Consider the following 25,130-nt stretch of genomic DNA (forward strand, 5'->3'; position numbering starts at 1 on the left):
ATCAGATACGGCTGGTGGTGCGGGTGTCGGGCATGCGGAGATAGACGATCAGCGACACGGCGATCATTCCCGTGACGTACCAGTAGAAGCCGCTCTCCATTGCGGCCTGCTTCATCCACAATGCCGCATATTCTGCGGTGCCGCCAAACAGCGTGTTGGCCAGCGCATAGGGCAGCGCGACGCCCAGCGCGCGGATGTTGGCGGGAAACAGTTCAGCCTTCACGATGGCGTTGATCGATGTGTAGCCGGTGACGATGACCAGGCCGGACAGCACCAGCAGGAATGCGCCGAACGAGGATGTCACGGTTTCCAGCCGGGTGAAGATGGCGGTGGTGAACAGCACGCCGCAAATGCCGAAGGCGAGCAGCAAGGGCTTGCGGCCGATCCGGTCGGAAATCCAGCCCGCAATGGGCTGCAGCAGCATGTAGATGAACAGCGCCGACGCCATGATCGCCGTTGCGGTCTGACGGCCGAAACCGGCGCTGTTGACCAGGAATTTCTGCATGTAGGTGCTATAGGCATAGAAGGCGAGCGTGCCCCCCGCTGTAAGCGCCATCACCAGCAGCACCTCGCGCGGGTGCCGCCGAATCAGAGTCCATCCGCTGGAGCTTGGCTGTTCGGAAACGGCGGCATTCTGTTCGAATGCCTCGGTCTCGCGCAGGCCCCGGCGCAGGCGGTAGACGCCGATCGCCATCAGTCCGCCCACCGCAAAGGGCACGCGCCATCCCCAACTTTCGAGCTGGCTTTCCGTCAGGGCAAGCTGAAGCAGCAACAGCACGCAGAGCGCCAGAAGCTGGCCCGCGATCAGCGTGACATATTGAAAGCTGGAGAAGAAACCGCGGTGATCCTTGTCCGCCATTTCGGAAAGATAGGTGGCGCTGGCGCCATATTCGCCGCCGACCGACAGGCCCTGCATCAGGCGCGCCACCAGGAGGAGCAGCGGTGCGAACACGCCGATCGCGGCATAGCCGGGAATGACCGCGATCATCAGCGATCCGCCGCCCATCAGCATGACGGAAAGGGTGAGGCCCGCCTTCCGCCCCCGCCGGTCGGCATACATGCCCATCAGCCAGGCCCCCAGCGGCCGCATCAGGAAGCCGACCGCGAAAATGGCGGCGGCGTTCAGTAATTGGGCCGTGCTGTCATCCGAAGGAAAAAACACCGGCGCAAAATATAGGGTGAAGGCCGAATAGACGTACCAGTCATACCATTCGATGAGGTTGCCGACCGACCCCCCCAATATCGACCGAAGGCGGTCCTGCCGTGTGATCTGCGCCGGTAACGGCAGAGCGATATGTTCCATGACAGCGGAAACGGATCGCCCGCATCAATCTGCTACTGCAGGCTAGGACTTCTAATCGTCGGAAACCAGGATCACCGACTTGTCGCTGCCCGCGATCGCGCGGACGCCAAATCCCCGCTCCAGCGCGTAGACGAAATCGTCGGACCGGGTTGCCTGGAAGGTGCCGCCGACCCGGATGCTGGCGATGGATGGGTCCCCGATGACCAGCGGCGTCGCCCGGTAACGGTTAAACTCCTCAACCGCCTGCGCCAGCGTGTCGCCATCAAACTCAATCACGCCGTCCTGCCAGGCGATGCGCTGCTTGAGTTTTGCGGGCGCGAGCGGGGTGACGGCTATGCCGCCGCTGCGGACGGCGGCGCTGCGCCCGCTGCCGATTGTCCGTGCTTCTGACCCGCCATTCCGCACGGCGACCATGCCCTCGATCACGGTCAATTCGGTGAGTTCCGGCCGCAGCCGCACATTGAATACGGTGCCGACGGCGCGGACCTGGGTCCCGTCGGCATCCACGATGAACGGCCGCGCCTTGTCATGCGCAACGTCGAAGCGCGCCTCGCCTTTCAGCAGCTTGATCGACCGGCGATTGTCGCGGAGCGCAACCTCTATGGAGCTGTTGGTGTTGAGATGGACGACTGAACCGTCGGCAAGGCGCACCGCGCGGGTTTCGCCAAGTGCGGTGCGGTAATGGTCCACGGTGCCGATCAGGCGCAGGGTGACTGTTCCGGCAATGCCGACGATTGCGGCCGCTACCGCTGTGCCCAGCAATGCGCGGCGGCTCATCATCGCTGGCCGCGCAGGCGCGGGTTCCGGCGGTGCTGCTGCTTCCGTGATCAGACGACCGTGCGCTTCCGACCCCTCGCGCGCGAGGGGCAGCTCGTTCAGCCTTTCGGCAAGCTCCCATCCCGCTTCCGCCTTGGCGAAGGCATGGCCATGAGCGGGGTCCTGGGCAACCCAATCATAGGCGGCGTCCCAGTCCTCCCGTGCGTCGCTTGCACGCGCCTTAAGGAACAGACGAGCCGCTTCGGCTTCTATCGTCTGCATTTCCTCCGCGCTTTTGTAGCGACCACCCAAAACCGGAACCCTCAAACTGTCCAATGGCTTGCATTATCTTCACGGCGGCGCGCGTCAAATGCTTGTCCACAGTGAAAACGGAAAGCGCCATCTCCTCTGCTATCTCCTTAACAGATTTCCCGTACACGCGGCGCATAATGAAGGCGCGGCGGCATTGCGGCGGCAGCGTATCCAATATCGCCTGGAGATGGCGAAGCTCATCGCGCGCCTGCAGCGCAGCCTCCGTCGAATGATCGGCCTGCAGCACGTCCAGTTCCGCCACAAACTCCAGCGAGACGATTTTTTCCCGGCGCGCCTCATCAATCAGGAGGTTGCGGGCGATCTGAAACAGATAGGCTTTGCCGTTGGTCGTGGCGTTGACATCGCCATGGGCATAGGCGCGCGTCATGCATTCGGCGACCAGGTCGTCAACATCGCTGGAACGCGACATCACGCGCCGCAATCGTCCCCGAAGCGCGCCTTCATGCGGAAGAATTGCCGCCTTGAACCAATCAAGCCTGACCCTGACCGTTTCCAACCCCGTTCCCCTATGCTGCCCTGATCCGATCCTCCCGGCAGTTTCTGTGCTTCGCGAGGATCGCAGCAATCCAGTGAGATATTTTTCGATCCTATTAGCAGAAACGTGATCGGCCCCCGTTTCCCCCATTGAGACATGCGAAAAATTAAAGGGGGTCAAAGATGCGAAGTTTTCGAAACATAGCCGGGCTGGCATCCGTTGCGATCTGCGCGGTCGCCACAGCACCCGCACTGGCAGCGGCGGAGCCGGTCAGTTTCCGTATACCGGCGCAGTCAATGCAAAGCGCGCTGACGCTTTTCGCCCGGCAGTCGGGCATTCAGATCCTGTTTCCCTACGATCAGGTGGCGGGGCTGCATGCGCAGTCGGTCAATGGCCGGATGGCGCCAGGCGTTGCCCTGTCCAGGCTGATCGCGGGCACGGACCTGAAGATTACCCTATCGAGCAATGAAGTCATCGCACTCTCGCTTGCGCGGCAGCCCAAGCGCGCGCGGGCGGTGGAAGTCGCCAGCCTTTCGGTCACCAGTCTGCCCGTCGCCATGCAGGCTTCGGCCGCCGCCGCTACTGCACCCCAGGTGTCCTCCGCAGCGGCCGATGACGAGGAGGGCGCTGCAATCGTCGTTACCGGATCGCGCGGACAGCCGCGGACGATTACGGACAGCCCGACGCCGATTGACGTCATATCCGGCGCGGACCTGGAGCGTACCGGCAAGGCGGGCGTGTTCCAGGCGCTCAATACGCTGGTCCCGTCCTTCAACCTGCCGGTGCGGGCGGGCGGGGCGACTGCGACCGTCATTGCGACGGGCGGCCTGCGCGGCCTGAACCCCGACCAGACGCTTATCCTGGTCAATGGCAAGCGCCGTCACAAGACATCGCTGATCAACGCCGTGTCCGCGGTTTACAACGGGTCGGTCCCCTCTGATCTCGACATGATCCCGGTTTCGGCCATCGACCATATCGAAGTGCTGCGCGATGGCGCGGCTGCGCAATATGGGTCTGACGCGATTGCGGGCGTCATCAACATCATTTTGAAGGACGATGCGAAGGGCGGTTCCGCGGGATTCACCGCCGGCCAGAATTTTGATCGATCGGACGGTGAACTGTATCAGGCGGACCTGAATTTCGGCATGGCGCTTGGCGATAACGGCTTCGCCAATTTCTCCGTCAATATGAAGAAGCAGGAGATGTCGAACCGGGCGCTGCCAATCTCGCCCAACGTCAATCTCTATCCGCTGGTCAACGGCCAGCGCGATCCGCGCGAGGCGACGATCGATCGTCTGACCACCATCAGTTATGGAGTCATGCCATCGCGCAGCATCAATACCGGCCTGAACGCCGGTTATGATGTGGGCGACGTCCACCTTTATGCGTTTGGCACATACAGCCAGCGCCGGTCAGACCTCTGGTATTCCTTCCGTCCGCCGAACGACGTGAACTCCGTGCTGGAGATTTATCCCAACGGCTATCGCCCGCATGTGAAGATAGACGAGGAGGATTTCGAGTTCATCCTGGGCGCGAAAGGCGTCGTCGCTGGCTGGGATTGGGATTTCAGCACCGGTTTCGGCCGCAACCGCGCACGGCAGTCCTCCGAAGGGACGGTGAATCCGTCACTTGGTCCGGCAGGCCCGACCGAATTTTACATCGGCACGCTCAAATCGTCGGAGTTCGTGACTTCGCTCGATCTAACGCGCGGATTCGATGTGGGCGGCGGCAATCTGCAGGTTTCGGCAGGCGCGCAGCACCGGCGCGAACGCTATCAGACGTTTGAAGGCGATCCGAACAGCTATGCCATCGGACCGTTCTACAGAGCCGGCCAGACGCCGGGCGCGCAAAGCTCCGCCGGTTTCCAGCCGCAGGACGCCGCGCGGATGACCCGCAACAACCTGGCCGCCTATGCGGACGTGGCGTGGGACCCGACAAAGGACATCACGATCGGCGCGGCCGCCCGCTTCGAGCATTATGATGACGATAGCGGCAACACCTTGATCTGGAAGGTCAACGGCCGCTATGCCGCGACGGACTGGCTTGCGGTGCGCGCAGCGGCGAATACCGGCTTCCGCGCGCCTGCCGTTGCTCAGCAAATTTATTCGCAGACGACCAATCAGTTCCGCACGATCAACGGCATTGCCAACACCCTGGTCCAGATCAAAACGCTGCCGGTTGAGTCGACGGCGGCCATCGCCCTGGGCGCTGAGCCGCTGACGCCGGAGAAATCCTTCAACATTTCGGGCGGCGTCGTGTTGACGCCTTTCCCCAATTTCAGCCTGACGGTTGATGCGTTCCAGATCGATGTCGATGATCGTATCGTCATCACCAGCACATTGTCCGGCAACGCCATTTCCAACATCCTGATCGCCAATGGCATTCCGGGCAACCTGAGCGCCCAATATTACACCAACGCCATTGATACGCGCACGCGCGGCATTGATGTGGTGGCGTCGTACAAGCATGACCTGTTCGACGTGGCGACCATGCAATGGAATTTGGGCTATAACTATAACAAGACGAAGATCACCCACATCATCGGCAACCCGCCGGAATTGAGCGCGGTGAATTTCGAGCTGTTCGATCGTTTTTCGCGCAGCAACCTGACCGTGAACCTGCCACATACCAAATTGTCGATCAGCAATGTGACCACGGCTGGCGATTTTACGCTGTCGACGCGCCTCACCCGGTTCGGCGGCTTCAACAATCTGATGAACCCGGTGATGGTGGCTGGCGTCGCCACCTATCCCAATGACCGCTATTATGGCCCGAAGTGGATCACCGATCTGGAACTGACCTGGCAAGTGACGCCGCTGGTCAGCGTTGCGGTTGGATCGAACAATCTGTTCAACGTCTATCCTGATGCCGTTGGACAGGTCAGTCCGACGCTTGGGCAGGGGCTTTATGGCGGTCAGTCGCCCTTTGGCTTTACCGGCGGTTCCTACTACGCCCGTGTAGGATTGAATTTCTAAAAGCCGGTAGTGAGGAGAATGCGAATGAGGCCGATTTTTCTGGGCCTGTTGTTATCGGCGACGATGCTGGCGGGGCCGGCATCGACCGCTCCGTCCGCCAAGACAAAGTGGGGCGGCGGAGAAATATTGTGGGACAGCTTCGGCGTGCCCCATATTTACGCCAAGACCGAAGCCGGCGGCTTTTATGGCTTTGGTTACGCGCAGGCCCAGAATCACGGCGACGTGTTGATCCACCTGTTCGGTGAGGCGCGCGCCCGTGCGGCGGAATATTGGGGCGAGAAATTCGCCGATCAGGACAAGTGGCTGATCGCGAATGATGTGCCGGACCGTGCGGCCGCCTGGTTCAAGCAGCAAAGCCCGCAGATGCAGAAGAACCTCAACGCTTTTGCGGATGGGGTCAATGCTTATGCGGCTGCGCATCCCGACAAGATCGATGCGTCTGTCCGGCAGGTCCTGCCCATCACCGGCGTCGATGTGATGGCGCATGCGCATCGGCTGATGAACTATGTCTATATCGCGTCGGATCGCCGGGTGCTGGCCGACCCATCAACCAATGAAGCAGGCGGCTCCAACACTTGGGCCGTTGCGCCATCCCGCTCCGCCAGCGGAAAGACGCTGCTTCTCGCCAATCCGCACCTGCCCTGGGGAGCGACGCAGCTCACCTATTTCGAAGCGCAGATCACCACGCCAACGCTGAAACTGTATGGCGCAACGCAGATCGGGCTTCCCGTTCTGCGCTTCGGCTTCAACAATGATCATGGCTTCACCAACACGGTGAACACCATGCTGGGTTTCACCAGTTATCAGCTAACCCTGGCGGATGGCGGTTATCAGTTTGACGGCAAGGTGCTGCCGTTCAAGGTCAAAACGCTGAGCTACAAAGTCAAGCAGCCGGACGGGACGCTGAAGACGGTGACGTTCGACCAGCGGACGGCGGTGCAGGGACCGGTATTCGACCTGCCCGGCGGCAAGACCACGATCGCGTTGAAGGTAGCCGGTCTGGACCGGCCGGGCGTGCTCGAACAATATCTGGAAATGGGCAAGGCGCAGGACTGGACCGCGTTCCAGAACGCGCTGCGCAAGATGCAGGTCCCGATGTTCAACATCACCTATGCCGACCGCGCGGGCCACATATTATATCTCGATAACGGCATTCTACCCAAGCATCCCAATGGCGACATCGCCTATTGGTCAAAGCCGGTTCCGGGCGATACGTCTGCGACATCGTGGAAGGATATCCACAGCTATGACGACATGCCGAAGGTCGTCGATCCGGCTAGCGGTTTCGTGCAGAACGCCAATGACCCGCCATGGCTCGCGGCCTGGCCCCGCTTGCTCGATCCAAAGGATTTCCCCGCCTATGTCGCGCCCGCCGGGCCGGTCAGCCAGCGCGCGCAGATGTCGGTGAAGCTGATGTCCATGCCCGGGAAGGTGAGTTTCGACGATTTCGTCTCACGCAAGCTGACGACTACATCGCTGATGGCCGACCGCATGCTGCCCGAATTGTTCGCGGCGGCGGCGGGGTCGGCCGATCCCGATGTGCAGGCCGCCATCGCCCTGCTCAAGGGGTGGGATCACCGTTTTGAGGCGGATAGCCGCGGCGCCTTGCTGTTCGAAACATGGGCAGGCATTTTTTCGCCGAAAAACTTCACCGATCAGTCGAACTATGCGGTGAAATGGACGATGGACGATCCGCTGGAAACGCCACGCGGTTTGAAGGACCCGGCCGCCGCCGTCGAGATGCTGAAACAGGCGGTAGACAAGACGAAGAAGCTGTATGGCGCGGTCGACCGGCCATTCGGAGATGTCTCACGCTTCCATATCGGCGACGTGAATCTTCCGGGTAACGGCGGCTTTGGCAATACCGGCGTGTTCCGTACGATCACATGGGGGCCGATGAAGAATGGCGAACGCACCCCCGTTCATGGCGAGACATGGGTATCCATGGTCGAGTTCGGCACACCGCTGAAGGCTGTGGGAATGATGAGCTATGGCAATGCCAGCCAGCCGGGTTCCAAACATAACAGCGATCAGTTGAAATATCTGACCAGCAAGACTTTCCGCACGCTCTGGTTCGACCGCGCCGAGGTGGAGAAGAATGTCGAGGAAGTCACCAACTTCTAGAGCAGAATAAAAGAAGGATGATCCGCATATGCGGATCATCCTTCCCTTGTGCAGTCGCTGTGGAAGGGGCTGGCCCCAGCCTAGCTGATATAGGCCGCCGTGGTTTTGGCGGCGATGTCCTCGGCGGTCACGCCTGGGGCGATTTCGACAAGCTTGAAGGGACTGTCATGATCCGGCCGCTGGAACACGGCCAGGTCAGTGATGATCATGTCGACCACATTCTTGCCGGTCAGCGGCAGGGTGCAGGCGGGGATGAATTTGGGCGAGCCGTCCTTTGATGTATGCTCCATCACCACGATGATCTTCTTGACGCCCGCGACGAGATCCATCGCGCCGCCCATGCCCTTGATCATCTTGCCGGGAATCATCCAATTGGCGATGTCGCCATTTTCGGCAACCTCCATCGCGCCGAGCACGGTCAGGTCGATATGCCCGCCACGGATCATCGCGAAGCTGTCGGCCGAGCTGAAATAGGCTGATTGCGGCAGTTCGCTGATCGTCTGCTTACCCGCATTGATCAGGTCGGCGTCCTCCTCGCCCTCCAGGGGGAAGGGGCCGATGCCAAGCATGCCGTTTTCCGACTGCAGCGTCACTTCCACGCCTTCGGGAATGTGGTTCGCCACCAGGGTCGGAATGCCGATGCCCAGATTCACATAGAAACCGTCCTGCAGTTCCTTCGCCGCACGGGCAGCCATTTCGTCACGGGTCCATGCCATGATTATGCGGCCTCCTTCTGGCGAACGGTGCGGAATTCGATTTTCTTGTCGTACGGCGCGCCGATGATCATGCGCTTCACATATATGCCGGGCAGGTGGATCGCGTCTGGATCAAGGCTGCCGGTCGGCACCACTTCCTCAACCTCCGCCACGCAGATCTTCGCTGCGGTCGCCATAGGCTGATTGAAGTTGCGCGCGGTCTTGCGGAAAATGAGGTTGCCGCTCTCATCGGCCTTCCAGCCCTTGATGATGGCCACGTCGGCGAAAATGCCACGCTCCAGAATATAGTCCTGGCCGTCGAAATTCTTCACTTCCTTGCCCTCGGCGACGGCCGTGCCGACGCCGGTCTTGGTGTAGAAGCCGGGAATGCCGGCGCCGCCAGCGCGGCAGCGTTCCGCCAGCGTGCCCTGCGGGCAAAATTCCACCTCTAGCTCACCCGCCAGATATTGCCGCTCAAACTCCTTATTCTCGCCGACATAGGAGGAGATCATCTTCTTGACCTGCCGCGTGCGGAGCAACTTGCCCAGGCCCTCGCCGTCGATACCGGCATTGTTGGAGGCGATCGTCAGGTCCTTGACCCCGCTGTCGCGGATCGCGTCGATCAGACGCTCCGGTATGCCGCACAGGCCGAAACCGCCCGCGCACAGATGCATTCCGTCAAACAGCAGCCCCTCCAGAGCCGATGCCGCATCACCATATAGCTTCTTCATTATGGCCCTCCATTCGATCCATTTTAGGGCGATATGATTCATCAATTCCAATGATTTCATTTTTCGAATAATCATCAATAATGTCTATCAATCGCATCGGCCTGTACCATCTCGAAACCCTGTTATGGATCGACCGGCTCGGCACGTTCGCCGCCGCCGCGCACAGGCTCAACACCACCCAGCCAGCCGTATCGGCGCGAGTCCGGGAGATGGAAGCGCATTTGGGCGCGCGGCTGTTCCGCCGCCAGGGTCGGACCATGTCGTTCACGCCCGCAGGCCGCCAACTGGTGCGGGATTGCGGCGTCATCTGGGGGGATGTCCAGAACATGCTGCTCCGCTGCGGCGGGTTTGGCGAAGCGGGCGGCGTCGTCAGGATCGGGGCCGGGGAAATCGTGGCGGCGAGTTGCCTGCCCGGCTTCCTGACGCAGTTGAAGGCGGACATGCCGCATGTGTTGCTGGAGCTGGAAATCGACCTGACCGCCAATCTGATCCAGCAGCTTCTGACAGGCCGCATGGACATTGTTTTTGCCGCCGGGCCGATTGCGCATTCCGCGCTCAAATCGCAACCGATTGGCAGCGTTGGTCTGCTCTGGCTGGCGCATCCTTCCATTGCTGCGATGGTTGAGGATGAGGGCAGGGCGGGACGGATACCCGTCTGGTCGCTCGCCAGCCATTCCCCCATTCACGGCCGCATGCGAAAGGCCATCGCCGAGTCAAAGATCGCGGGTGAAGCGCTGAATCTCTGTAACAATGCCAGAACGATGATCGACATCGCCAAGGCGGGAGGCGGAATTGGCGTGTTCCCCGAGCCCATGGTGAGGAGCGAGGTCGCAAAGGGCGAGCTTGTCCGGTTGGAGGGGATGCCATCGGCAGAGGCCGTGGAGTTCCACGTAGCCATGCGCGCCACGGACAATGAGCCGATCACCGTCCGTATGTTCGAAGCCGCCAGCTTGCTCCGGCTGGACATGACCCCGGAAGCGCCGCGCCTCCGCGCGGAAATAGCCCCCGCCTAGCGGAACAGGGAAAGGTCGAGCGGTTCGCTCTGGCCAAACCAGATGACATGGGCGGTATGATCCGCAAGGCCATTTCCGGTCTCGGCATGGGCGAAGATCGTCAGGTCGCGCCGGTTCAGCGCCGCCCAGGCGGCAAATTCGCCGAACCTCTCTCTAGCGACGGTCAACTGACAACTGCCGCGGGGGTGCGGTCCCACCGGCCGCTTGTGGAAATGGCCAACGGCAACCCCGAACAGGGATTGGGCTTCGCTGGCCAGTGTCTGCGCGGCATCCAGTTCATCGACGTTGAAATAGATATGTGCGTGGAAATTATGGATCTGGTTCATGGCCGATAGATTGGCCCCGAATGCGGGGAATCAAGCCGTTGCCATGCGTTATTCTATGCGCCGCCACGGTCGTTAGTTGAACATGGCCTTGTCCAGATAGGCATAGCGGGGATGCACGACCTCTGTCGCCCGCGTATGATGCGTATCGGTGTAGAGATAGTGGCCATCATTATATACCGGGCAGGCGCGATCGCCGCATAATGTTTCGACCGGATCTATGATCGTCGCGCCGCCGCGCCGGGCCGCAGCCGCCACCACGTTGCGGATGTTCGAAGCCCGCGCCAGATAGGCGGCTCTGTCGATTTCCGGCGCAATGCGGGGGACGCCGCCAAAAAATGTCCCCTGATAATAGTCATGCGGCTTTACGCCATTGGGGTCGGGCGTCTGCTGCACCACGGCCACCTTCACGCCGCGCGCGGTCAGGCGTCCGATATGGTCGGAGAAAGACGCAAAAGCTTCATCCTTGGCTGCCTCAACCGCTGCGGTGGAGGTGATCGGGCGGCAACCGCGCCAGGACATGGCGCAGAGCGCGCCCGGCTTTGCGCCGCCCGGATAGTCGAAATAATGGACCCAGGCGGAAATGATAATCACCTTGTCAAAGCGATCCGAGAGCACCTTTTCGAATGCTTTCTCCGTAAACCGGTGACAATGATCGCCGCGCCGTGACCAGAAAAGCGTGGGGAGCGGGGGGCAGCCCTGCTGACGGATAACAGTGATTTCCGCGTTCTGCTGCGATAATTGCGCCAGCCGCGGCAGCATCTGTTCCGCATGGGAGTCGCCGATGATGGCGACGCGGTTCGCCTTGCCTGCGCCCATCACGCAAATATGCCCGGAATAGAATTGCTGCCCCTTGCAGGGCGACATGCCTTTCCAGTCCGCTGGAGCGCCGCGATAATCGATAAGGCGCGCCTTGGTATCGCTATCGAATGCGGCTGTGCGCACGGCTTCAAAGCCCTGCATTTTCCAGGCGGTCACCGGAATGGCGACAAGGATCAGCGCGGCTGCGGCCAGTGCGCCGGCGCGCCGCCATGACAGGGGCGTCCGGCCAAAAATGGCGTCGCGTAGTCTGGTTTCGAACAGTTCGTAGGACAGCATGGCGCAGAGGACGCTGAGCGCCAATCCGCATGCGATTGCCGCGGGACCCATAAGCACGCCGAAATAGGTGAAGCCGACGAATATCGGCCAATGCCACAAATAGAGCGAATAGGACCAGGTGCCGAGCGCCTGAATGCCGGGAGTCCGCGTCCAGCCTGCGTCCCCTCTGGCTGCGGCCAGGACGGCCAGCGTGCCAAGCACGGGGATCGCCGTCCACAGCGATGGCCATGATGTGGCGGCGTCGAAGAAGATGGTGGAAAAGACGATCGCGGCAAGGCCAACGGAAAGCATTATACTGTTGAGCGCGCGGTTCTTTATCTGCGGCGCAGCTATGGCAAGCCACGCGCCGGCCAGCATCTCCCACGCCCTGGTCGGCAACAGGAAGAAGGCGTATTTCTCAAAGCTCTCCGAACGCCCGGCGATAAGGATCGCGGCAAGGAAGGAGAGGATGCAGGCGGACGCGATCCATGTCTTGCGATGCCGCCAGAGCAGGGGCGAGCGCGAGGCAAGCGCCATGACCACAGGAAGCGCGAGATAGAATTGCCATTCGACCGAAAGTGTCCAGGTATGGAGGAGCCAGTTGGTCTCCGCGGCCTCGGCGAAATAGCTGCTGACCGAGGAATAAAGCACATTGGAGAGAAATAGCAGGGACGCCAGGGCGTTTCGGGCCACTTCGCTCAATGTCATCGGATCGAGGAACAGGGTTCCGAAAACAAGCAGGACCACGCAGAGCGAGGCGAGAGCGGGTACGATCCTCTTTGTTCGGGCCAAGTAGAATTCGAGGACTGAGAAGCGCCCGGCGGCAACCTTCCGCTCGATGATCTGCATCATCAGCAGGCCGGAGATCACAAAGAATATATCGACGCCGACAAATCCGCCCGCAAACCCGCCGACGCGGAAATGGAACAGAACGACAATGCTGGCGGCAATCGCCCGCAAGGCGTTGATGTCTTTCCTGAAGGCGCGTTCCGTGGGGACGCCGTCTGCGGTTGACGCAACGCCCAATGGCGAACGGAATTCATCCGACGACGATATGTAGGTCATGCCTACCCCCTGCCGCGCGCCGCCATAAGGCAAGTGCGCACTATATCCCCAAAGACAAGGTGTTTGGCATTCCGGGGGAATGCAATGCGCAGTTGATAGTGATGAGGGAACAGTGCCGGAAAGGGACAAGGGACGAAATTAATTATCCAACAGATTCAATGGCCCTGATTATGTCAGAAATGATTGGAAATGATATTCAATTCCGTGGCGATTTGTCAGGAAATGATTTTCTTGGTTACTTTTTTCTTTCGGATTTTATCTTAACCATATTTGATCATCGATGATGGGGATTGTGGATGGATTTTTAGAGCTTGATACCGGCCGTCACCAGCCCAGCGGAAGGCCGGCATTTGTGGTCGCCTGTGGTCGCCGTCAACACAGCCTGCATGTTTGGGCAAGTGCACTTGGCGTATCGCGAAGATATGGCCAGGGGAACTATCATTCATTCCGCAAAAGGCGGAATGTCGATCGGAGAGGTCTGCGGCTTTGGCCATGATCAAGACGCCTATGCATGCCGGGACCTGCTCCATGCGATTATTGTCATGCGGCGCATCCAAAGAAGACGCGGCGATCCGGCAGATCATCGGCCAAGCATAGAGTGAGCGCCGACGCCCCCGAACCTGCCGAACAGAGTGGCGGCCTGCCGATGCCCCGCCGCCTGCTGGCAATCATCGCCGCATCGTTCGGGACGGCGCTGGTCGTCATCGACGGATCGATCGCTAATGTCGCTTTGCCGACAATCGCCCGCGACCTAGGCGTGTCCGGGTCCTCGGCGGTGCTGGTCGTCACGGTCTATCAGCTCGTGCTGGTGATGACGATGCTGCCCATTGCGGCGCTGGCGGACCGGCTGGGGCATCGCACCCTATATCAATATGGGCTGATCCTGTTCACCGTGACGACCATCCTCTGCTTCTTCGCGCGCAGCTTGCCATTTCTGCTGGTGGTGCGCGCGGCGCAGGCCCTGGGGGCAGCGGCGGTGCTCAGCATTACAGCCGTGCTGTTGCGGTCCATCTATCCGCCGAAACAGCTTGGCCGGGGCCTGGGCATCCATGCAGTGATCTCATCGAGCGCATCGGCATTTGCGCCCACGTTGGGCGGGCTTGTCCTCGGCGTGGCGTCATGGCCGTGGATATTCGCGGCGGCGGCTCCGTTCGGCATCGTCTCGATGCTGCTTGGGCGTGCGCTGCCGGACCCGGAACCGCGTGAGCGGCCTTATGACTTTCTTGGCGCAATGCTGTGCGCCAGCACCTTCGGCCTGATCGTCAGCGGCATTGAAAGCGGCGTGCATGGCAATTCGCCTGTCGTTTCGGCCGCCATGGTGCTGGCGGGCATTCTGATCGGGCGCGCCTTTGTAAAGCGCGAGTTGTCGGCATCAGAGCCGATGCTGCCGATCGACCTGCTGGCTGTGCCTGCACTTGGCCTCGCCGCACTTGGCGGAATGTTATGTTTCGTCTCAGCGATGACGCTGATCGTCACGATCCCTTTCCGCCTTCAGAATGAATATGGTCTGTCGCCTGGGGAAGTAGGCGCGATTTTCGCGGTGTGGCCACTGACGACCTTGATCCTGGCGCCGCTGGGCGGGGCGTTGTCCGACCGCGTATCCGTGGCGCTGCTATGCGGTTCCGGCAGTCTGATCGCGGCGGTGGGCATGCTGCTTTTCGCCTTCCAGCCGCATGATGCGACATGGCTCGACATGGCCTGGCGGCTGTCGCTTTGCGGTGGCGGCTTTGGACTGTTCGCAGCCCCCAATGCGCGATCGATCATCGCGGCGACACCGGTCAACCGCACGGCGGCGGCTGGCGGCCTGATCGCCACCAACCGTCTGCTTGGTCAGACTTTGGGTGCGACCATGGGGGCGGCGCTGCTGGCCATGGGATTTGGAATGGGCCGGGCGCCCGGCATCGTCGCGGCGTTCCTGATGGGGCTGACGATGTTAACCGCCATCAGCCGTTTTCGCGGGAAATCGCAGTCCGCCTGAAGGTCAGGACAAGCCTTCGCCAACAGGCGGCTGACTCGGCGATTGACCGGCGATTGACCGGCGATGCAGAGGGCCCTGCATCGCCGGTTTATCATCAGCGGCTTCTCATCAATCCGGTTCGGGGAACCATCCTGAAGATCAGCTTTCGACCCCGCAAATATTGACGATCGTCAGCATGAATACCTTGATCATGTCGATATAGTCGACAATGTCGACCCGCTCGTCCGGCATGGTGTTGTAGCGGCCGCCCGGTCCGCAGACGAGGCCCTGCATGCCGCCAATATTCTGCAGCATCGGAGAGTCGGTTCCATAGTAGCGGGCGTTGGTCGTTTCCGGCCCTGTCGGCTGCGGAGCCCGCCGGACGGTCATATAGGCGTCGTTGACCGCCTTCACGATTGGCGCATCGCGCGAGACGAAATAGCCTTTCTGCCGGATCGGGTCAGGCTTCCTGTCCACAGCCAGATTATTGGCCTTCAATCCTGGAAAGCGCTTTTCCAAAGCGTCTAGCTGCAACTGGATATCGGCCATTGCGCCTTCATGCGTCTGGCCCGGCGCATAGCGAGCAGACCCCTTGATCTTCACATAGTCGGCCACCTGCGGCGGGCGCCACTCGTCAAGCTGCCGTCCCAGCGCGCCGTGCACCACGCCGACATGCACGCGGTTGATTGAGGCATGTTCTGCGCTGAGCGCTCCGCGGAAAGTCATGGCGTTGAGCTTGGGAATGAGGTCGCAGGCCGCCATGATCGTATCGACCGCTTCCTCCCGCTTCGACATGTGCCGGGTCGAACCGATCAACTCGATATCCAGGGAGCTGCCGATCGCGTGCATGGTGAGGGCGATCAGATCGGTCGGTTCCGGGTTGATGAAATAGTCCGCGCGATAACCGCCATCGAGCACGGCCATGGTGCCGAGGCCGCCCGCCAGTTCTGCGCTGACGAAGGTGAGCGTGACGTCGCCCTTCAGCTTTACGCCCGCCTTCACCAGTTCTTTCAACGCCCAGTAATAAGCGGCGCAACCGGCCTTCATGTTGGAGACGCCGATGCCGTAGATGAAATCCTTGTCGACGAGGCCCGCGAAAGGATCGACTGTCCAGCCTTCCGTCACCGGATTGGTGTCGATATGGCCATTGAACATGATGCTCTTGCCGCCGCCTGTGCCCTTCAGCACGCCGATGGCGTTATACCGGGTCTTGAGTTTGCCGTTAGGACGGCCCTCATAGGGCTGTGCGATCGCCTCGATGCCGGGAATGTCCGCCTTCATCGACTCCGCGATGAACTTGGCGAGATCATTCTCTCCTTCCGTATCGGTGAAGCTCTTATGCTGGACAGTCTTGGAAAGGAAAGCCAGCGCGCCTTTCTGATCGATCTTGTCAACCAGGCGCTTGTGTTTCGCGCTGTTGAAGGTGACCGGCGGTGTTCCGTCCACCTGCGCCGCGATCGCGGTGGCGTAGGGCAGCATCGCGCCGCCGGCGATGGTGCCCATCATGCTTCTGCGGGTAATATCGTTGCTCATTTCGACCTCATGATCCTGTTCCGCCGGACCGGCATCCGGTCCGGCTGGAGATGTTTCAGACTGACGTGGAAAGACTCACCATTTCGCTCTCAGGCCAACGGCGAAGAAGGCGCCGTCGGAACTGACCGGGCCGCTTTCGTCATAGGCGTAGGACTGAATGGGCTGAAGAAGCGGGACGGGCATCAACGCCGGTTTTTTGGCGAACAGATTGTTGGCCGACAGGCTCAGCGTGAACTGATCGTTGATGTTATAGTTGATGTTGGCGTCGGTGGTGAAAAGGTTGCCGATATTATAGCCGATCTCCCTCATTCCGGCATAAGGCCCAGAGGTCGGGATGGTCGTAGGCGTACCGTAGCGGATCGTCTTGCCAAAATAGGTTTCACGCAGGTTCAGGTCGAACTTGCCGATCGACCAGACGAAATCCGCCACCACCTTGCTGCGCGGTGAGCGGTTTTCAAGATTGCGGGTGTCCGCCAGGCTGAACACCGGCACATTGAAGGCCGCCAGAACCGGCGAGGTCTCGGCAAGGCCGGTGACCTTCGTCCGGTTGTAATTTGCCGAGAGCGACCATCTCAGGCGGCCCAGATCGTTCATATCGACAAGGCCGTCGAGCACTGCCTCCACGCCGCGGGTGCGGGTGTTCGCGGCGTTGATGAAATAGTTGATGGCGGCATCCGGTTCGAGGCCGACCGACACCAGCAGCGCCCCGGAACCGGGATAGATGGCGTCGCGGATCGTCGTGGATAGCGAGACCCGATCCTTCACCTTGATCTGATAGGCATCGACCGACAGGTGGATCCGGTCAGACAATGTGGCGACGAAGCCTGCGCTCAGATTGTTTGACCGTTCCGGCTCCAGCGGCCGGGAACCTAGGGCAAGCGCCTCCGGTGAAGTCACCGGGAAGGAGAAGGCGATGTAGGTGCCCCAGTTCACCTGCGCCCGGTAGGAGATGGTGGCCAAGGTCGGCGCCTGGAATGCGTTGCCGATCGTTGCGCGCAACGCCAGGGCTGGGATGATTTCGAAGCGTGTCGACAGCCGGCCGATCTTGGCCGTGCCAAAGTCCGAATAATCCTCAATACGGCCCGCTGCGCTGATCGACCAGTTTTCCAGCGGATAGAAGGACAGTTCCGCATAGGCCGATTTATTGTTGCGCATCGCGTTCACTTCATTGTCAGGCGTGTAGCCGAATACCGCCTGCGACCCGCAATAGCTGTAACTTGTAAGCGGCATGCCAGCGTTGGGGCCATCAAGTACGGACGCGCCGCCGCAGGAATAGGATTGCGGTTCGCCGGCATGAACGAGGAACTTTTCCTTACGATATTCCGCGCCTGCGGCGAACTCGACCGGCTTCGCGCTGATCGGCAGATCAAATGCGCGCTTCACGCCGATATTGGTCGTCCACGCGGTATAGTCGGTAGTGCCGATATAGAATTTGGTCTTGCTATCGAGGCCGTAGGAAGGGTTCACCGTGTCATGCGCGCCGATGCGCGCCTTGTTGCCGCCATATGTCGTGCTGATGTCCCAGTTCCAGGAGCCGATGTCGCCTTCCAGGCCGACCATGACCTCGAAGTCTTTCTCTTTCTGGTCGCGGATCGGTGAAAAGCCGTCAGGGAAGATGGCACGGACATTTTCATTGCGCAGCGGCAGGCGGAAGGAATTGAACAAGTCCGCGTCGCGTTCCGCATAGGTGCCGAACGAATAGAGGCGAACGCTGTCGCTGAGTTCGAAGCCGAGATCCGCAGACAAGGATTTGGTGGTGTAGGGGGACTCGCCCTGAATCTGGGAGGCATTGCTGTCGCGCGTCGCCTCGCGAGGGTCTGGCGTGGCGCCAGCCGGGAGGGTTGGCTGAGTCAGGCTACCCCGCGGCAGGATGGGGTTGCCGCTGGCGTTCAGGGGGAAATAATAGAGGATATCGGCGGGGACTGGCGAGCCGCGGAATGTGCGGTCGCGCTTTTCATATTGCGCCGTCACATAGAGGTGACCTTGTTCGCCAAGCTGAAAGCCCTTGCCGATATAGGCCGAATAGGTCTTGCCCTCGCCATCGCCAAAGGTGCCGAAGCGTCCGAAGGCGGTAAGCCCGGTATCATCCTTTTTCGTGATGAAGTTGATGACGCCGGCAATCGCGTCCGAACCATAGATCGCCGAAGCGCCGTCGCGCAGCACTTCCATCCGCTCGATCGCCGCCGACGGGATCATCGCGATATCGACCGACTGCGCCGCACTGGTGCCGCCAACGCCAAGGGTCGATGTCGCGTGGCGGCGTTTGCCGTTTACAAGGACCAGCGTGTGGCCCGGGCTGAGGCCGCGCAGATAGGGGCCGCGAACGATGCGCGCCGATGAACCGGGGGTACGGGGCAGATCGAGGGAAGGCACCAGCACGGCCAGGCTTTCCAGAAGGTCGGTCTTGGTCGTGCGCGTAATGTCTTCAGCGGAGAAGGAGTCGATCGGCGATTCACTGGTATAGACGGTCCGGCCAGCGGTGCGCGAACCGGTGACGATGACCATATCGCCATATTCCTCGGCGCTGGTGCTGGCCGCTGGAGCAGATGATTGATCCGTTGAGCTTTCCGTCTGGGCGGAGGTTTCGCCTGCGTCTGCTGCGAGGGCCGACTGTGCCGTCAGAGCTATTCCGATTGCCGCTAATGAAGTCGCGAGGGATAAGAAATTCTTGCTATAATACGTCATTACCATTCCCCTTGATTTTATGTGACCCTCCTCTCCTTGGAAGTTTTCAAATAAAGATCTTATGGTATGTTTGTATTATACTGATTTTATCTGTTATATTATTGTATTTCCTGCATATATTATTTTGTGTTTTAATTAATTAGCGCCGAAACCCCCACCGCCGGGGGTTTCAATGACGACCAGGTCGCCTGCGCCAATGTCGATCGATCCGCAGCCGGCAACATCTTCCTGCTGGCCGCCGGCCCGCATGACCCATTGCCGGCCGGGCATGCCATCCGTGCCGCCGGCCATGCCAAAGGGCGCGACCTGACGCCGGGATGAGACGAGGGTGGCCGTCATCGGCTCGAGGAAACGAAGCGCCCGGATCATGCCATCGCCGCCGCGATGGCGGCCATCCCCGCCGGAATGGCGGCGGATCGCGGTCTGCTCGACCCATACCGGATATCGCAGTTCCAGCACTTCCGGGTCGGTAAGGCGGGTATTGGTCATATGGGTATGGACAGCGGACGCGCCGTCGAACGCGTCGCCAGCGCCGGACCCGCCGCCAATCGTTTCATAATATTGATACTGGTCGTTGCCGAACAGGAAGTTGTTCATCGTCCCCTGGCTGGACGCCACGGTGCCGAGCGCGCCGAGCAGAGCGTTGCAGATGGCCTGGCTTACCTCCGTATTGCCGGCGACCACGGCGCTGCCGGGCCGGGGCGAGAGGAAACTGCCCTCTGGCAAGATGATCCGCAGCGGCGTGAAGCAGCCTTCGTTGAGCGGGATGGCGTCATCAACGAAGCAACGGAAAACATAGAGCACTACTGCGTGCACAATGGCGGGCGGAGCATTGAAATTGCCGCCATGCTGCGCGGTCGTGCCGCTGAAATCGATCGTCGCCTCGCGCGCGCCATGATCGATGCGCACGGCCACGCGCAACATTCCGCCGTCATCCATGGGATAGGCGAATTCACCATCCTTCAACTTGGCGAAAACGCGGCGGATGCTCTCTTCCGCGTGGATCATGACATGGCCCATATAGGCAAGGACCAGCGGCCAGCCCTGTTCCCGGACCATCGCCTGCAGTTCGCGCACGCCGGTCTCGTTAGCGGCGATCTGCGCACGGATGTCCGCGACGTTGATGTCCGGATTGCGCGCAGGCCATGGCGCATCGGCAAGCAGGTCGCGAAACGCGTGCTCCTGGAACTGGCCGCCATCCAGAATCAGGAAATTGTCGATGACGACGCCTTCCTCCTCCAGACTGGCGGAGTCGGGCGGGGTCGATCCCGGCGTTGTGCCGCCAATGTCGGTATGATGCGCCCTGTTGCCGACAAAGAAGCGCAATTCGCGTCCGCTGTCATCGAACACAGGCGCCACGACGGTCACGTCGGGCAGGTGCGTGCCGCCGGAAAAGGGATTGTTGAGGACGATCATATCGCCGGGCTTGAGCGTATCTCCGCGCAGGCGCAGGACGGTGCGCACGCTGTCGCCCATCGCGCCCAGATGCACCGGCACATGCGGAGCATTGGCGATAAGATTGCCCTGGGCGTCAAATACGGCGCAGGAATAGTCCAGCCGTTCCTTGATATTCACGCTGGTCGAGGTGTGCTGCAGCACCACGCCCATTTGTTCGGCAACAGCCATATAGCGGTTGTTGAACAGTTCGAGCAGGACGGGATCGGCCTTTTTGAAGGTCGCGCCATTCGCCGCGTCTGCCGTTTCCGCCTGTGCTTGCCGCTCCAGCAATAATACGCCGCCGGTCGAGACCTCCGCCTGCCAGCCCGGTTCAATTACCGTTGTCGATAGCGCGTCGCAGATGAGGGCAGGGCCAATGATGCGGGTCCCGCGCGCCAGACTTTCCCGCCGGTGGACAGTCGCCGCATGCGCTTCCTCTCCGCTCCACAGGGTGATTTGGGCATCTTCGCCTTCAAATGGCGCAGCGGCTGGCGCTTCGGTCAGCGGCTTGGCCGGCTCGCCGGGCACGATCGCCTCCAGCGTAACGCTTTCCAGAATGAGGGCGCGGTCCGGCGTATGGAAACCAAAGCGTTGAGCATGCGCTTGCTCAAAGGCGGCGCGCATGGCTCCGGCATTGCCGAACGCTACGCTGAGCGCCGTGTCGGTTCCGGCATAGCGAAGTTCCGCCTGACGGTGGAAAAGGATGTCCACTGGCTCCGGTTCGCGCGCGAGAAGTTCGGCGGCGCTCTGCCGTTCCGCGCTCGTCAGAAGCTGCTCGACATCCCTGACCGTGGCGTCGTCCAGATTCCGTTCTATGGCCTGTTGCGTGATCAGGCTCTGATCAGCGAGGCCCATGCCATAGGCGGAGAGGACGCCGGCAAAGGGATGGATGAGTATGCGCTCCATGCCCAGCGTCTCGGCGATCAGACAGGCATGCTGGCCACCCGCGCCGCCAAAGCATTGCAGCGCGAACTGGCGGACGTCATGCCCCTTTTCCAGCGAAATCCGCTTGATCGCCTGCGCCATGCTCTCGACGGCGACCCGTACGAAACCTTCAGCGACCCGCGTTGCAGTCCAGTTGTCTCCGCTCGTGCGGGAAACCTCCTGCGCGAATTCCTCAAACTTCGTTTGCACGACTTCGGCATCGAGCGGCTGATTGGCGTTCGGTCCGAATATATGGGGGAAACGCGCGGGCTGAACTTTGCCAAGCATGATGTTGGCGTCAGTAACGGTCAGTGGGCCGCCATTGCGATAGGCGGCCGGTCCTGGCTGCGCGCCCGCGCTGTCCGGGCCAACGCGGAAACGGACGCCATCGAAATGCAGGATCGACCCGCCGCCAGCCGCGACGGTGTGGATTGCCATCGTCGGCACGCGCACTGGCGCACCGGCAATCTCCGTGTCGAACTCGCGCTCGAAGCGCCCCGCATAGAGGGCGACGTCCGTTGAAGTGCCGCCCATGTCGAAGCCGATGATGCGGTCGATGCCGATGGCCTCGGCCGTGCGGGCTGCGCCGACGACGCCGCCCGCCGGACCTGACAGGATCGCATCCTTGCCGCGAAACAGCGCCGCATCGGTCAGTCCGCCGCTTGACTGCATGAAATAGAGCCGTGTGTCGCCCAACTCAGAAACGACCTGATCGACATAACGGCGCAGAATGGGCGAAAGATAGGCGTCGACCACCGCCGTATGGGCGCGCGCGACCAGGCCGATTGATGGGCTTGCTTCATGACTGGTCGAAACCCAAGGGAAGCCGGCCTGATGCACCAGTTCGGCCACTCGCCGTTCGGCATGCGGATGTTTCCACGCATGCATCAAGGCGATGGCGCATGCCTCGAAACCCTGTGTGCGATACTCATGCAGACGGGCGAGCAGATCATTCTCATCGAGCGGCGTGCGTGTCTCGCCATCCACGCTGACGCGCCCGCCAATTTCCTCGACGGCGGCATATAGAGGCTCCGGCCGGTGGATATCGAGCGCAAAGAGATCCGGCCGCGCCTGATTGCCTATGCGCAGTACGTCGGCAAAGCCCCGGTCGATCAGCAACAGGGTCTTGGCGCCCTTGCGTTCCAGCAAGGAGTTGGTGGCGACTGTCGAGCCCATCTTCACCCGGTCGATCAGATGGGATGGCAGGGGCGCATCCGGCGCAAGGTCGAGCAATTGCCGGATGCCGGCGACGGCGGCGTCACGATAATGCGCAGGATTCTCGCTCAGAAGCTTGATTGTGCGCAGGTCACCGCTGGGCGCGCGCGCCACAATATCGGTAAAAGTACCGCCACGATCCACCCAGAATTGCCAGCCACCCATGACTCGAAACGGGACCCCCTGAAAATCTGCGACTCAAGATGACAATTTATCGACGTTTTGTCTACATCGGCTTGACAAAATGATTACAAATGGCAGAATACGGCCATTCAGCGGGGGTTTTCATGGCCAAGTCCACTCAGTCGAAGTCTGCATCCAAAGGACGTCCGGTCGTTTCTTCGGCCCATCTGGCGGACGGCGCTTCGCCCGCGCTGTCGGAGCTGGAGTTCAGCATCAATCTGGCGGCGACCGCCTATCACCGCTGGATGGTCCGGTGCGCAGCGGCGGCGGGCGCGCAACTGACGCCGCTTGAAGTGTTGATCATGCACACGGTGCGGCACCGCGACCGGCCCAAGCGGCTGACGGACATCACCCTGGTTCTGGACATAGAAGATACGCATCTGGCGACTTACGCGCTGCGCAAGCTGGAGGCGGCGGGTCTGGTCGAGGCGACCAGGGCGGGTAAGGAAAAGCTGATCGGGCCGACGGCGGCCGGCATCGCCTTCTGCGAGAATTATCGCCAAATTCGGGAGCAATTGCTCGTCGGTCCGGCCAGAAGCCAGGGGCCGAGCGAAGAAATGCTTTCCCAACTCGCCCAGCAGATGCGCCTGCTATCGGGAAGCTACAATCAGGCCGCCCGCGCGGCCGCGACGCTCTAGGCGGGGTAGGGGCGGCATGCTGGTCCTTTCTGGCATCGCGGTCATCATCCTGGGTTTCATTCTGCGGCTGAACGCGATGCTGGTGGTTGCTTGCGCCGCGCTTGTGACGGGCCTGGCCGCGGGCCTCGACATCATCGCCACAATCGAGCGGCTGGGCGCGGCGGTGCGGGACAGCCGCTTCATAGCCGTCGTATGGCTGATCCTGCCGATGATCGGCCTGCTTGAACGCGCGGGCTTGCAGGAACAGGCGGCGCGGCTGATCACGGGGCTGAAGCGTGTGACCGCAGGCCGTGTGCTGTTCGCTTATTTTCTGCTTCGGCAGGGGACGGCTGCATTGGGGCTGACTTCCCTGGGCGGACATGTGCAGATGGTGCGGCCGCTTGTGGCTCCTATGACGGAGGCCGCCGCCGAACGGCAGTTGCCGCTCGATCCTGCGCTTCGTTACAAATTGCGCGCGCATGCCGCCGCGGTCGACAATGTGGCGCTGTTTTTTGGCGAGGATATTTTCATCGCCATCGGGTCAATCCTGCTGATGCTGAGTTTCCTGTCGAATTATGGCATCGTCCTGACCCCAGTTAGCCTGGGGCTGCATGCTATCCCGACCGCGATCGCCGCGTTGCTGGTGCATGGGATGCGGTTGCAGATGCTTGATCGCCGTCTATCGCGACTGGCGAGGATAGGGGCATGATCCGGCTGGAGCATCTCTATCTGCTCACTGGTGCGATGTTCGCCGCCTTCGCCATTTCCCATCTTCGCGAAGCGGATAATCCGGCGCGTTGGCGAAGCGCATCATTCTGGGGGCTTTATGCGGTGATCCTGATGGCGGGATCGGTGCTGCCGGACCTGGCAAACGGGTTGATCGTCCTTGCTCTTGTCGGGCTGGCGGTCAGCGGGTTGCGGCCGTCGGTTGCGCACACGACCAGCAAGCAGGAAAGGGAGGAATCGGCAGGGCGGCTTGGACCCTGGCTGTTCGCGCCAGCGCTGCTGGTCCCTATGCTGACCATCGCCGCTACGCTGTCGCTGCGTGAGGGCAAGTTGGGAGGATGGCAAATTATCCAGCCGGGCCAGGTCACGCTGATCGCGCTGGGGATCGCTGCGGTGCTTGGCTTTGGGGCTGCGCTGTTGATGAGCCGTCCACCGGGTCGCGCAATGATTGGCGAGGGACGACGGCTCGCCGATTCCGTCGGCTGGGCGATGCTGTTACCGCAAATGCTGGCTGCGCTGGGCGGCCTGTTCGCGTTCGCAGGCGTGGGAGAGGCGGTTGCGCCGCTGATCACCGGGTTCATACCGATCAACGGGGCATGGAGCGCTGTCATAATTTATTGCGTCGGGATGGCGGTGTTCACGGCAATCATGGGCAACGCTTTCGCTGCATTCCCGATCATGACGGCTGCAATCGGACTGCCGCTGGTTATCCAACGCTTCGGCGGCGACCCGGCGGCGGTATGCGCCATAGGGATGTTGAGCGGATTTTGCGGCACGCTAACAACGCCGATGGCTGCGAACTATAACATCGTACCGGCGGCGGTGCTGGAACTGCCGGACCGGAACCAGGTCATAAAGACGCAGTTGCCAACGGCTTTCGCCTTGCTGGCGATCAATATCCTGCTGATGCGCTTCCTCGCGTTTTTATGACATGGTTCGAAGGGTGCAATGCCATCTGAAAATATATGAATTGACGGGTATTT

The 25,130-nt window shown here is 61.0% G+C and carries 17 protein-coding genes; 7 read left to right on the forward strand and 10 right to left on the reverse strand.

Annotated elements, in window-relative coordinates:
- Position 1 precedes the first annotated feature (1 nt).
- Genes KFK14_RS04880 through KFK14_RS04890 form a run of 3 tightly spaced genes read right to left on the reverse strand, consistent with a single transcriptional unit; the run spans position 2 to position 2,888 of the window.
- On the reverse strand, positions 2-1,303 hold the full coding sequence (locus KFK14_RS04880) for an MFS transporter (RefSeq protein WP_212610078.1): 1,302 nt from the start codon (positions 1,301-1,303) through the stop codon (positions 2-4).
- 51 nt (positions 1,304-1,354) lie between these two features.
- Positions 1,355-2,341: a FecR family protein gene (locus tag KFK14_RS04885; RefSeq protein ID WP_212610079.1), complete on the reverse strand. Its 987-nt coding sequence runs from the start codon at positions 2,339-2,341 to the stop codon at positions 1,355-1,357.
- Complete coding sequence (locus KFK14_RS04890) at positions 2,301-2,888, reverse strand: RNA polymerase sigma factor (RefSeq protein ID WP_070152178.1); 588 nt, start codon at positions 2,886-2,888, stop codon at positions 2,301-2,303. The genes KFK14_RS04885 and KFK14_RS04890 overlap by 41 nt, the downstream gene beginning before the upstream one ends.
- A 161-nt stretch (positions 2,889-3,049) precedes the next feature.
- On the opposite strand from KFK14_RS04890, the gene KFK14_RS04895 reads away from it, so the two are divergent.
- Positions 3,050-5,842, forward strand: coding sequence for a TonB-dependent receptor (locus KFK14_RS04895; protein WP_212610080.1), 2,793 nt, complete (start codon positions 3,050-3,052; stop codon positions 5,840-5,842).
- A gap of 24 nt (positions 5,843-5,866) precedes the next feature.
- Complete coding sequence (locus KFK14_RS04900; protein WP_246524888.1) at positions 5,867-7,966, forward strand: penicillin acylase family protein; 2,100 nt, start codon at positions 5,867-5,869, stop codon at positions 7,964-7,966.
- Between the two features lie 80 nt (positions 7,967-8,046).
- Here KFK14_RS04900 and KFK14_RS04905 read toward each other — a convergent pair whose 3' ends face one another.
- Positions 8,047-8,682: a CoA transferase subunit B gene (locus KFK14_RS04905; RefSeq protein WP_070152171.1), complete on the reverse strand. Its 636-nt coding sequence runs from the start codon at positions 8,680-8,682 to the stop codon at positions 8,047-8,049.
- Positions 8,683-8,684: 2 nt separating this feature from the next.
- Positions 8,685-9,395 (reverse strand): CoA transferase subunit A, encoded by a 711-nt coding sequence (locus KFK14_RS04910; protein ID WP_070152259.1) that lies wholly within the window; start codon positions 9,393-9,395, stop codon positions 8,685-8,687.
- Between the two features lie 77 nt (positions 9,396-9,472).
- Between KFK14_RS04910 and KFK14_RS04915 the strand changes: the two genes are divergently transcribed.
- Complete coding sequence (locus KFK14_RS04915; protein ID WP_212610082.1) at positions 9,473-10,405, forward strand: LysR family transcriptional regulator; 933 nt, start codon at positions 9,473-9,475, stop codon at positions 10,403-10,405.
- Here KFK14_RS04915 and KFK14_RS04920 read toward each other — a convergent pair.
- Complete coding sequence (locus KFK14_RS04920; RefSeq protein WP_212610083.1) at positions 10,402-10,731, reverse strand: DOPA 4,5-dioxygenase family protein; 330 nt, start codon at positions 10,729-10,731, stop codon at positions 10,402-10,404. The two genes, KFK14_RS04915 and KFK14_RS04920, sit on opposite strands and share 4 nt — an antisense overlap.
- A gap of 72 nt (positions 10,732-10,803) precedes the next feature.
- Positions 10,804-12,870 carry an acyltransferase family protein gene (locus tag KFK14_RS04925; protein WP_212610084.1) on the reverse strand — a complete coding sequence of 689 codons (2,067 nt, stop codon included), beginning with the start codon at positions 12,868-12,870 and terminating at the stop codon, positions 10,804-10,806.
- A gap of 598 nt (positions 12,871-13,468) precedes the next feature.
- On the opposite strand from KFK14_RS04925, the gene KFK14_RS04930 reads away from it, so the two are divergent.
- Positions 13,469-14,848, forward strand: coding sequence for an MFS transporter (locus tag KFK14_RS04930; protein WP_246524890.1), 1,380 nt, complete (start codon positions 13,469-13,471; stop codon positions 14,846-14,848).
- Positions 14,849-14,986: 138 nt separating this feature from the next.
- Here KFK14_RS04930 and KFK14_RS04935 read toward each other — a convergent pair whose 3' ends face one another.
- The 3 genes from KFK14_RS04935 to KFK14_RS04945 form a co-directional block, all read right to left on the reverse strand.
- The gene (locus KFK14_RS04935) at positions 14,987-16,360 is read right to left on the reverse strand and encodes a M20 family metallopeptidase (RefSeq protein WP_212610086.1); all 1,374 of its coding nucleotides are present in this window, start codon (positions 16,358-16,360) and stop codon (positions 14,987-14,989) included.
- Positions 16,361-16,435: 75 nt separating this feature from the next.
- Positions 16,436-19,045 (reverse strand): TonB-dependent receptor plug domain-containing protein, encoded by a 2,610-nt coding sequence (locus tag KFK14_RS04940; protein ID WP_212610087.1) that lies wholly within the window; start codon positions 19,043-19,045, stop codon positions 16,436-16,438.
- 135 nt (positions 19,046-19,180) lie between these two features.
- A complete protein-coding gene (locus tag KFK14_RS04945; RefSeq protein WP_212610088.1) occupies positions 19,181-22,786 on the reverse strand; it encodes a hydantoinase B/oxoprolinase family protein in 3,606 nt (1,201 codons plus the stop codon).
- Positions 22,787-22,908: 122 nt separating this feature from the next.
- Between KFK14_RS04945 and KFK14_RS04950 the strand changes: the two genes are divergently transcribed.
- From KFK14_RS04950 to KFK14_RS04960, 3 genes are read left to right on the forward strand one after another with little or no spacing between them, the layout of a single operon-like run.
- Positions 22,909-23,442 (forward strand): winged helix DNA-binding protein, encoded by a 534-nt coding sequence (locus tag KFK14_RS04950; protein WP_212610089.1) that lies wholly within the window; start codon positions 22,909-22,911, stop codon positions 23,440-23,442.
- A gap of 16 nt (positions 23,443-23,458) precedes the next feature.
- Complete coding sequence (locus KFK14_RS04955) at positions 23,459-24,130, forward strand: DUF969 domain-containing protein (RefSeq protein WP_212610090.1); 672 nt, start codon at positions 23,459-23,461, stop codon at positions 24,128-24,130.
- Positions 24,127-25,077 (forward strand): DUF979 domain-containing protein, encoded by a 951-nt coding sequence (locus KFK14_RS04960; protein ID WP_212610091.1) that lies wholly within the window; start codon positions 24,127-24,129, stop codon positions 25,075-25,077. Before KFK14_RS04955 ends, KFK14_RS04960 begins: the two co-directional genes overlap by 4 nt.
- Positions 25,078-25,130: the final 53 nt, after the last annotated feature.

Origin of the sequence: Sphingobium phenoxybenzoativorans (assembly GCF_018286635.1) — a bacterium.
Taxonomy (GTDB): Bacteria; Pseudomonadota; Alphaproteobacteria; order Sphingomonadales; family Sphingomonadaceae; genus Sphingobium; species Sphingobium phenoxybenzoativorans.

Bases quoted from the DNA above. Each gene is read 5' to 3' on its own strand.
- KFK14_RS04880 (WP_212610078.1), bottom strand. From the start codon at position 1,303: ATGGAACATATCGCTCTGCCGTTACCGGCGCAGATCACACGGCAGGAC.
- KFK14_RS04885 (WP_212610079.1), bottom strand. From the start codon at position 2,341: ATGCAGACGATAGAAGCCGAAGCGGCTCGTCTGTTCCTTAAGGCGCGT.
- KFK14_RS04895 (WP_212610080.1), top strand. From the start codon at position 3,050: ATGCGAAGTTTTCGAAACATAGCCGGGCTGGCATCCGTTGCGATCTGC.
- KFK14_RS04900 (WP_246524888.1), top strand. From the start codon at position 5,867: ATGAGGCCGATTTTTCTGGGCCTGTTGTTATCGGCGACGATGCTGGCG.
- KFK14_RS04905 (WP_070152171.1), bottom strand. From the start codon at position 8,682: ATGGCATGGACCCGTGACGAAATGGCTGCCCGTGCGGCGAAGGAACTG.
- KFK14_RS04915 (WP_212610082.1), top strand. From the start codon at position 9,473: ATGTCTATCAATCGCATCGGCCTGTACCATCTCGAAACCCTGTTATGG.
- KFK14_RS04920 (WP_212610083.1), bottom strand. From the start codon at position 10,731: ATGAACCAGATCCATAATTTCCACGCACATATCTATTTCAACGTCGAT.
- KFK14_RS04925 (WP_212610084.1), bottom strand. From the start codon at position 12,870: ATGACCTACATATCGTCGTCGGATGAATTCCGTTCGCCATTGGGCGTT.
- KFK14_RS04935 (WP_212610086.1), bottom strand. From the start codon at position 16,360: ATGAGCAACGATATTACCCGCAGAAGCATGATGGGCACCATCGCCGGC.
- KFK14_RS04940 (WP_212610087.1), bottom strand. From the start codon at position 19,045: ATGACGTATTATAGCAAGAATTTCTTATCCCTCGCGACTTCATTAGCG.
- KFK14_RS04945 (WP_212610088.1), bottom strand. From the start codon at position 22,786: ATGGGTGGCTGGCAATTCTGGGTGGATCGTGGCGGTACTTTTACCGAT.
- KFK14_RS04950 (WP_212610089.1), top strand. From the start codon at position 22,909: ATGGCCAAGTCCACTCAGTCGAAGTCTGCATCCAAAGGACGTCCGGTC.
- KFK14_RS04955 (WP_212610090.1), top strand. From the start codon at position 23,459: ATGCTGGTCCTTTCTGGCATCGCGGTCATCATCCTGGGTTTCATTCTG.
- KFK14_RS04960 (WP_212610091.1), top strand. From the start codon at position 24,127: ATGATCCGGCTGGAGCATCTCTATCTGCTCACTGGTGCGATGTTCGCC.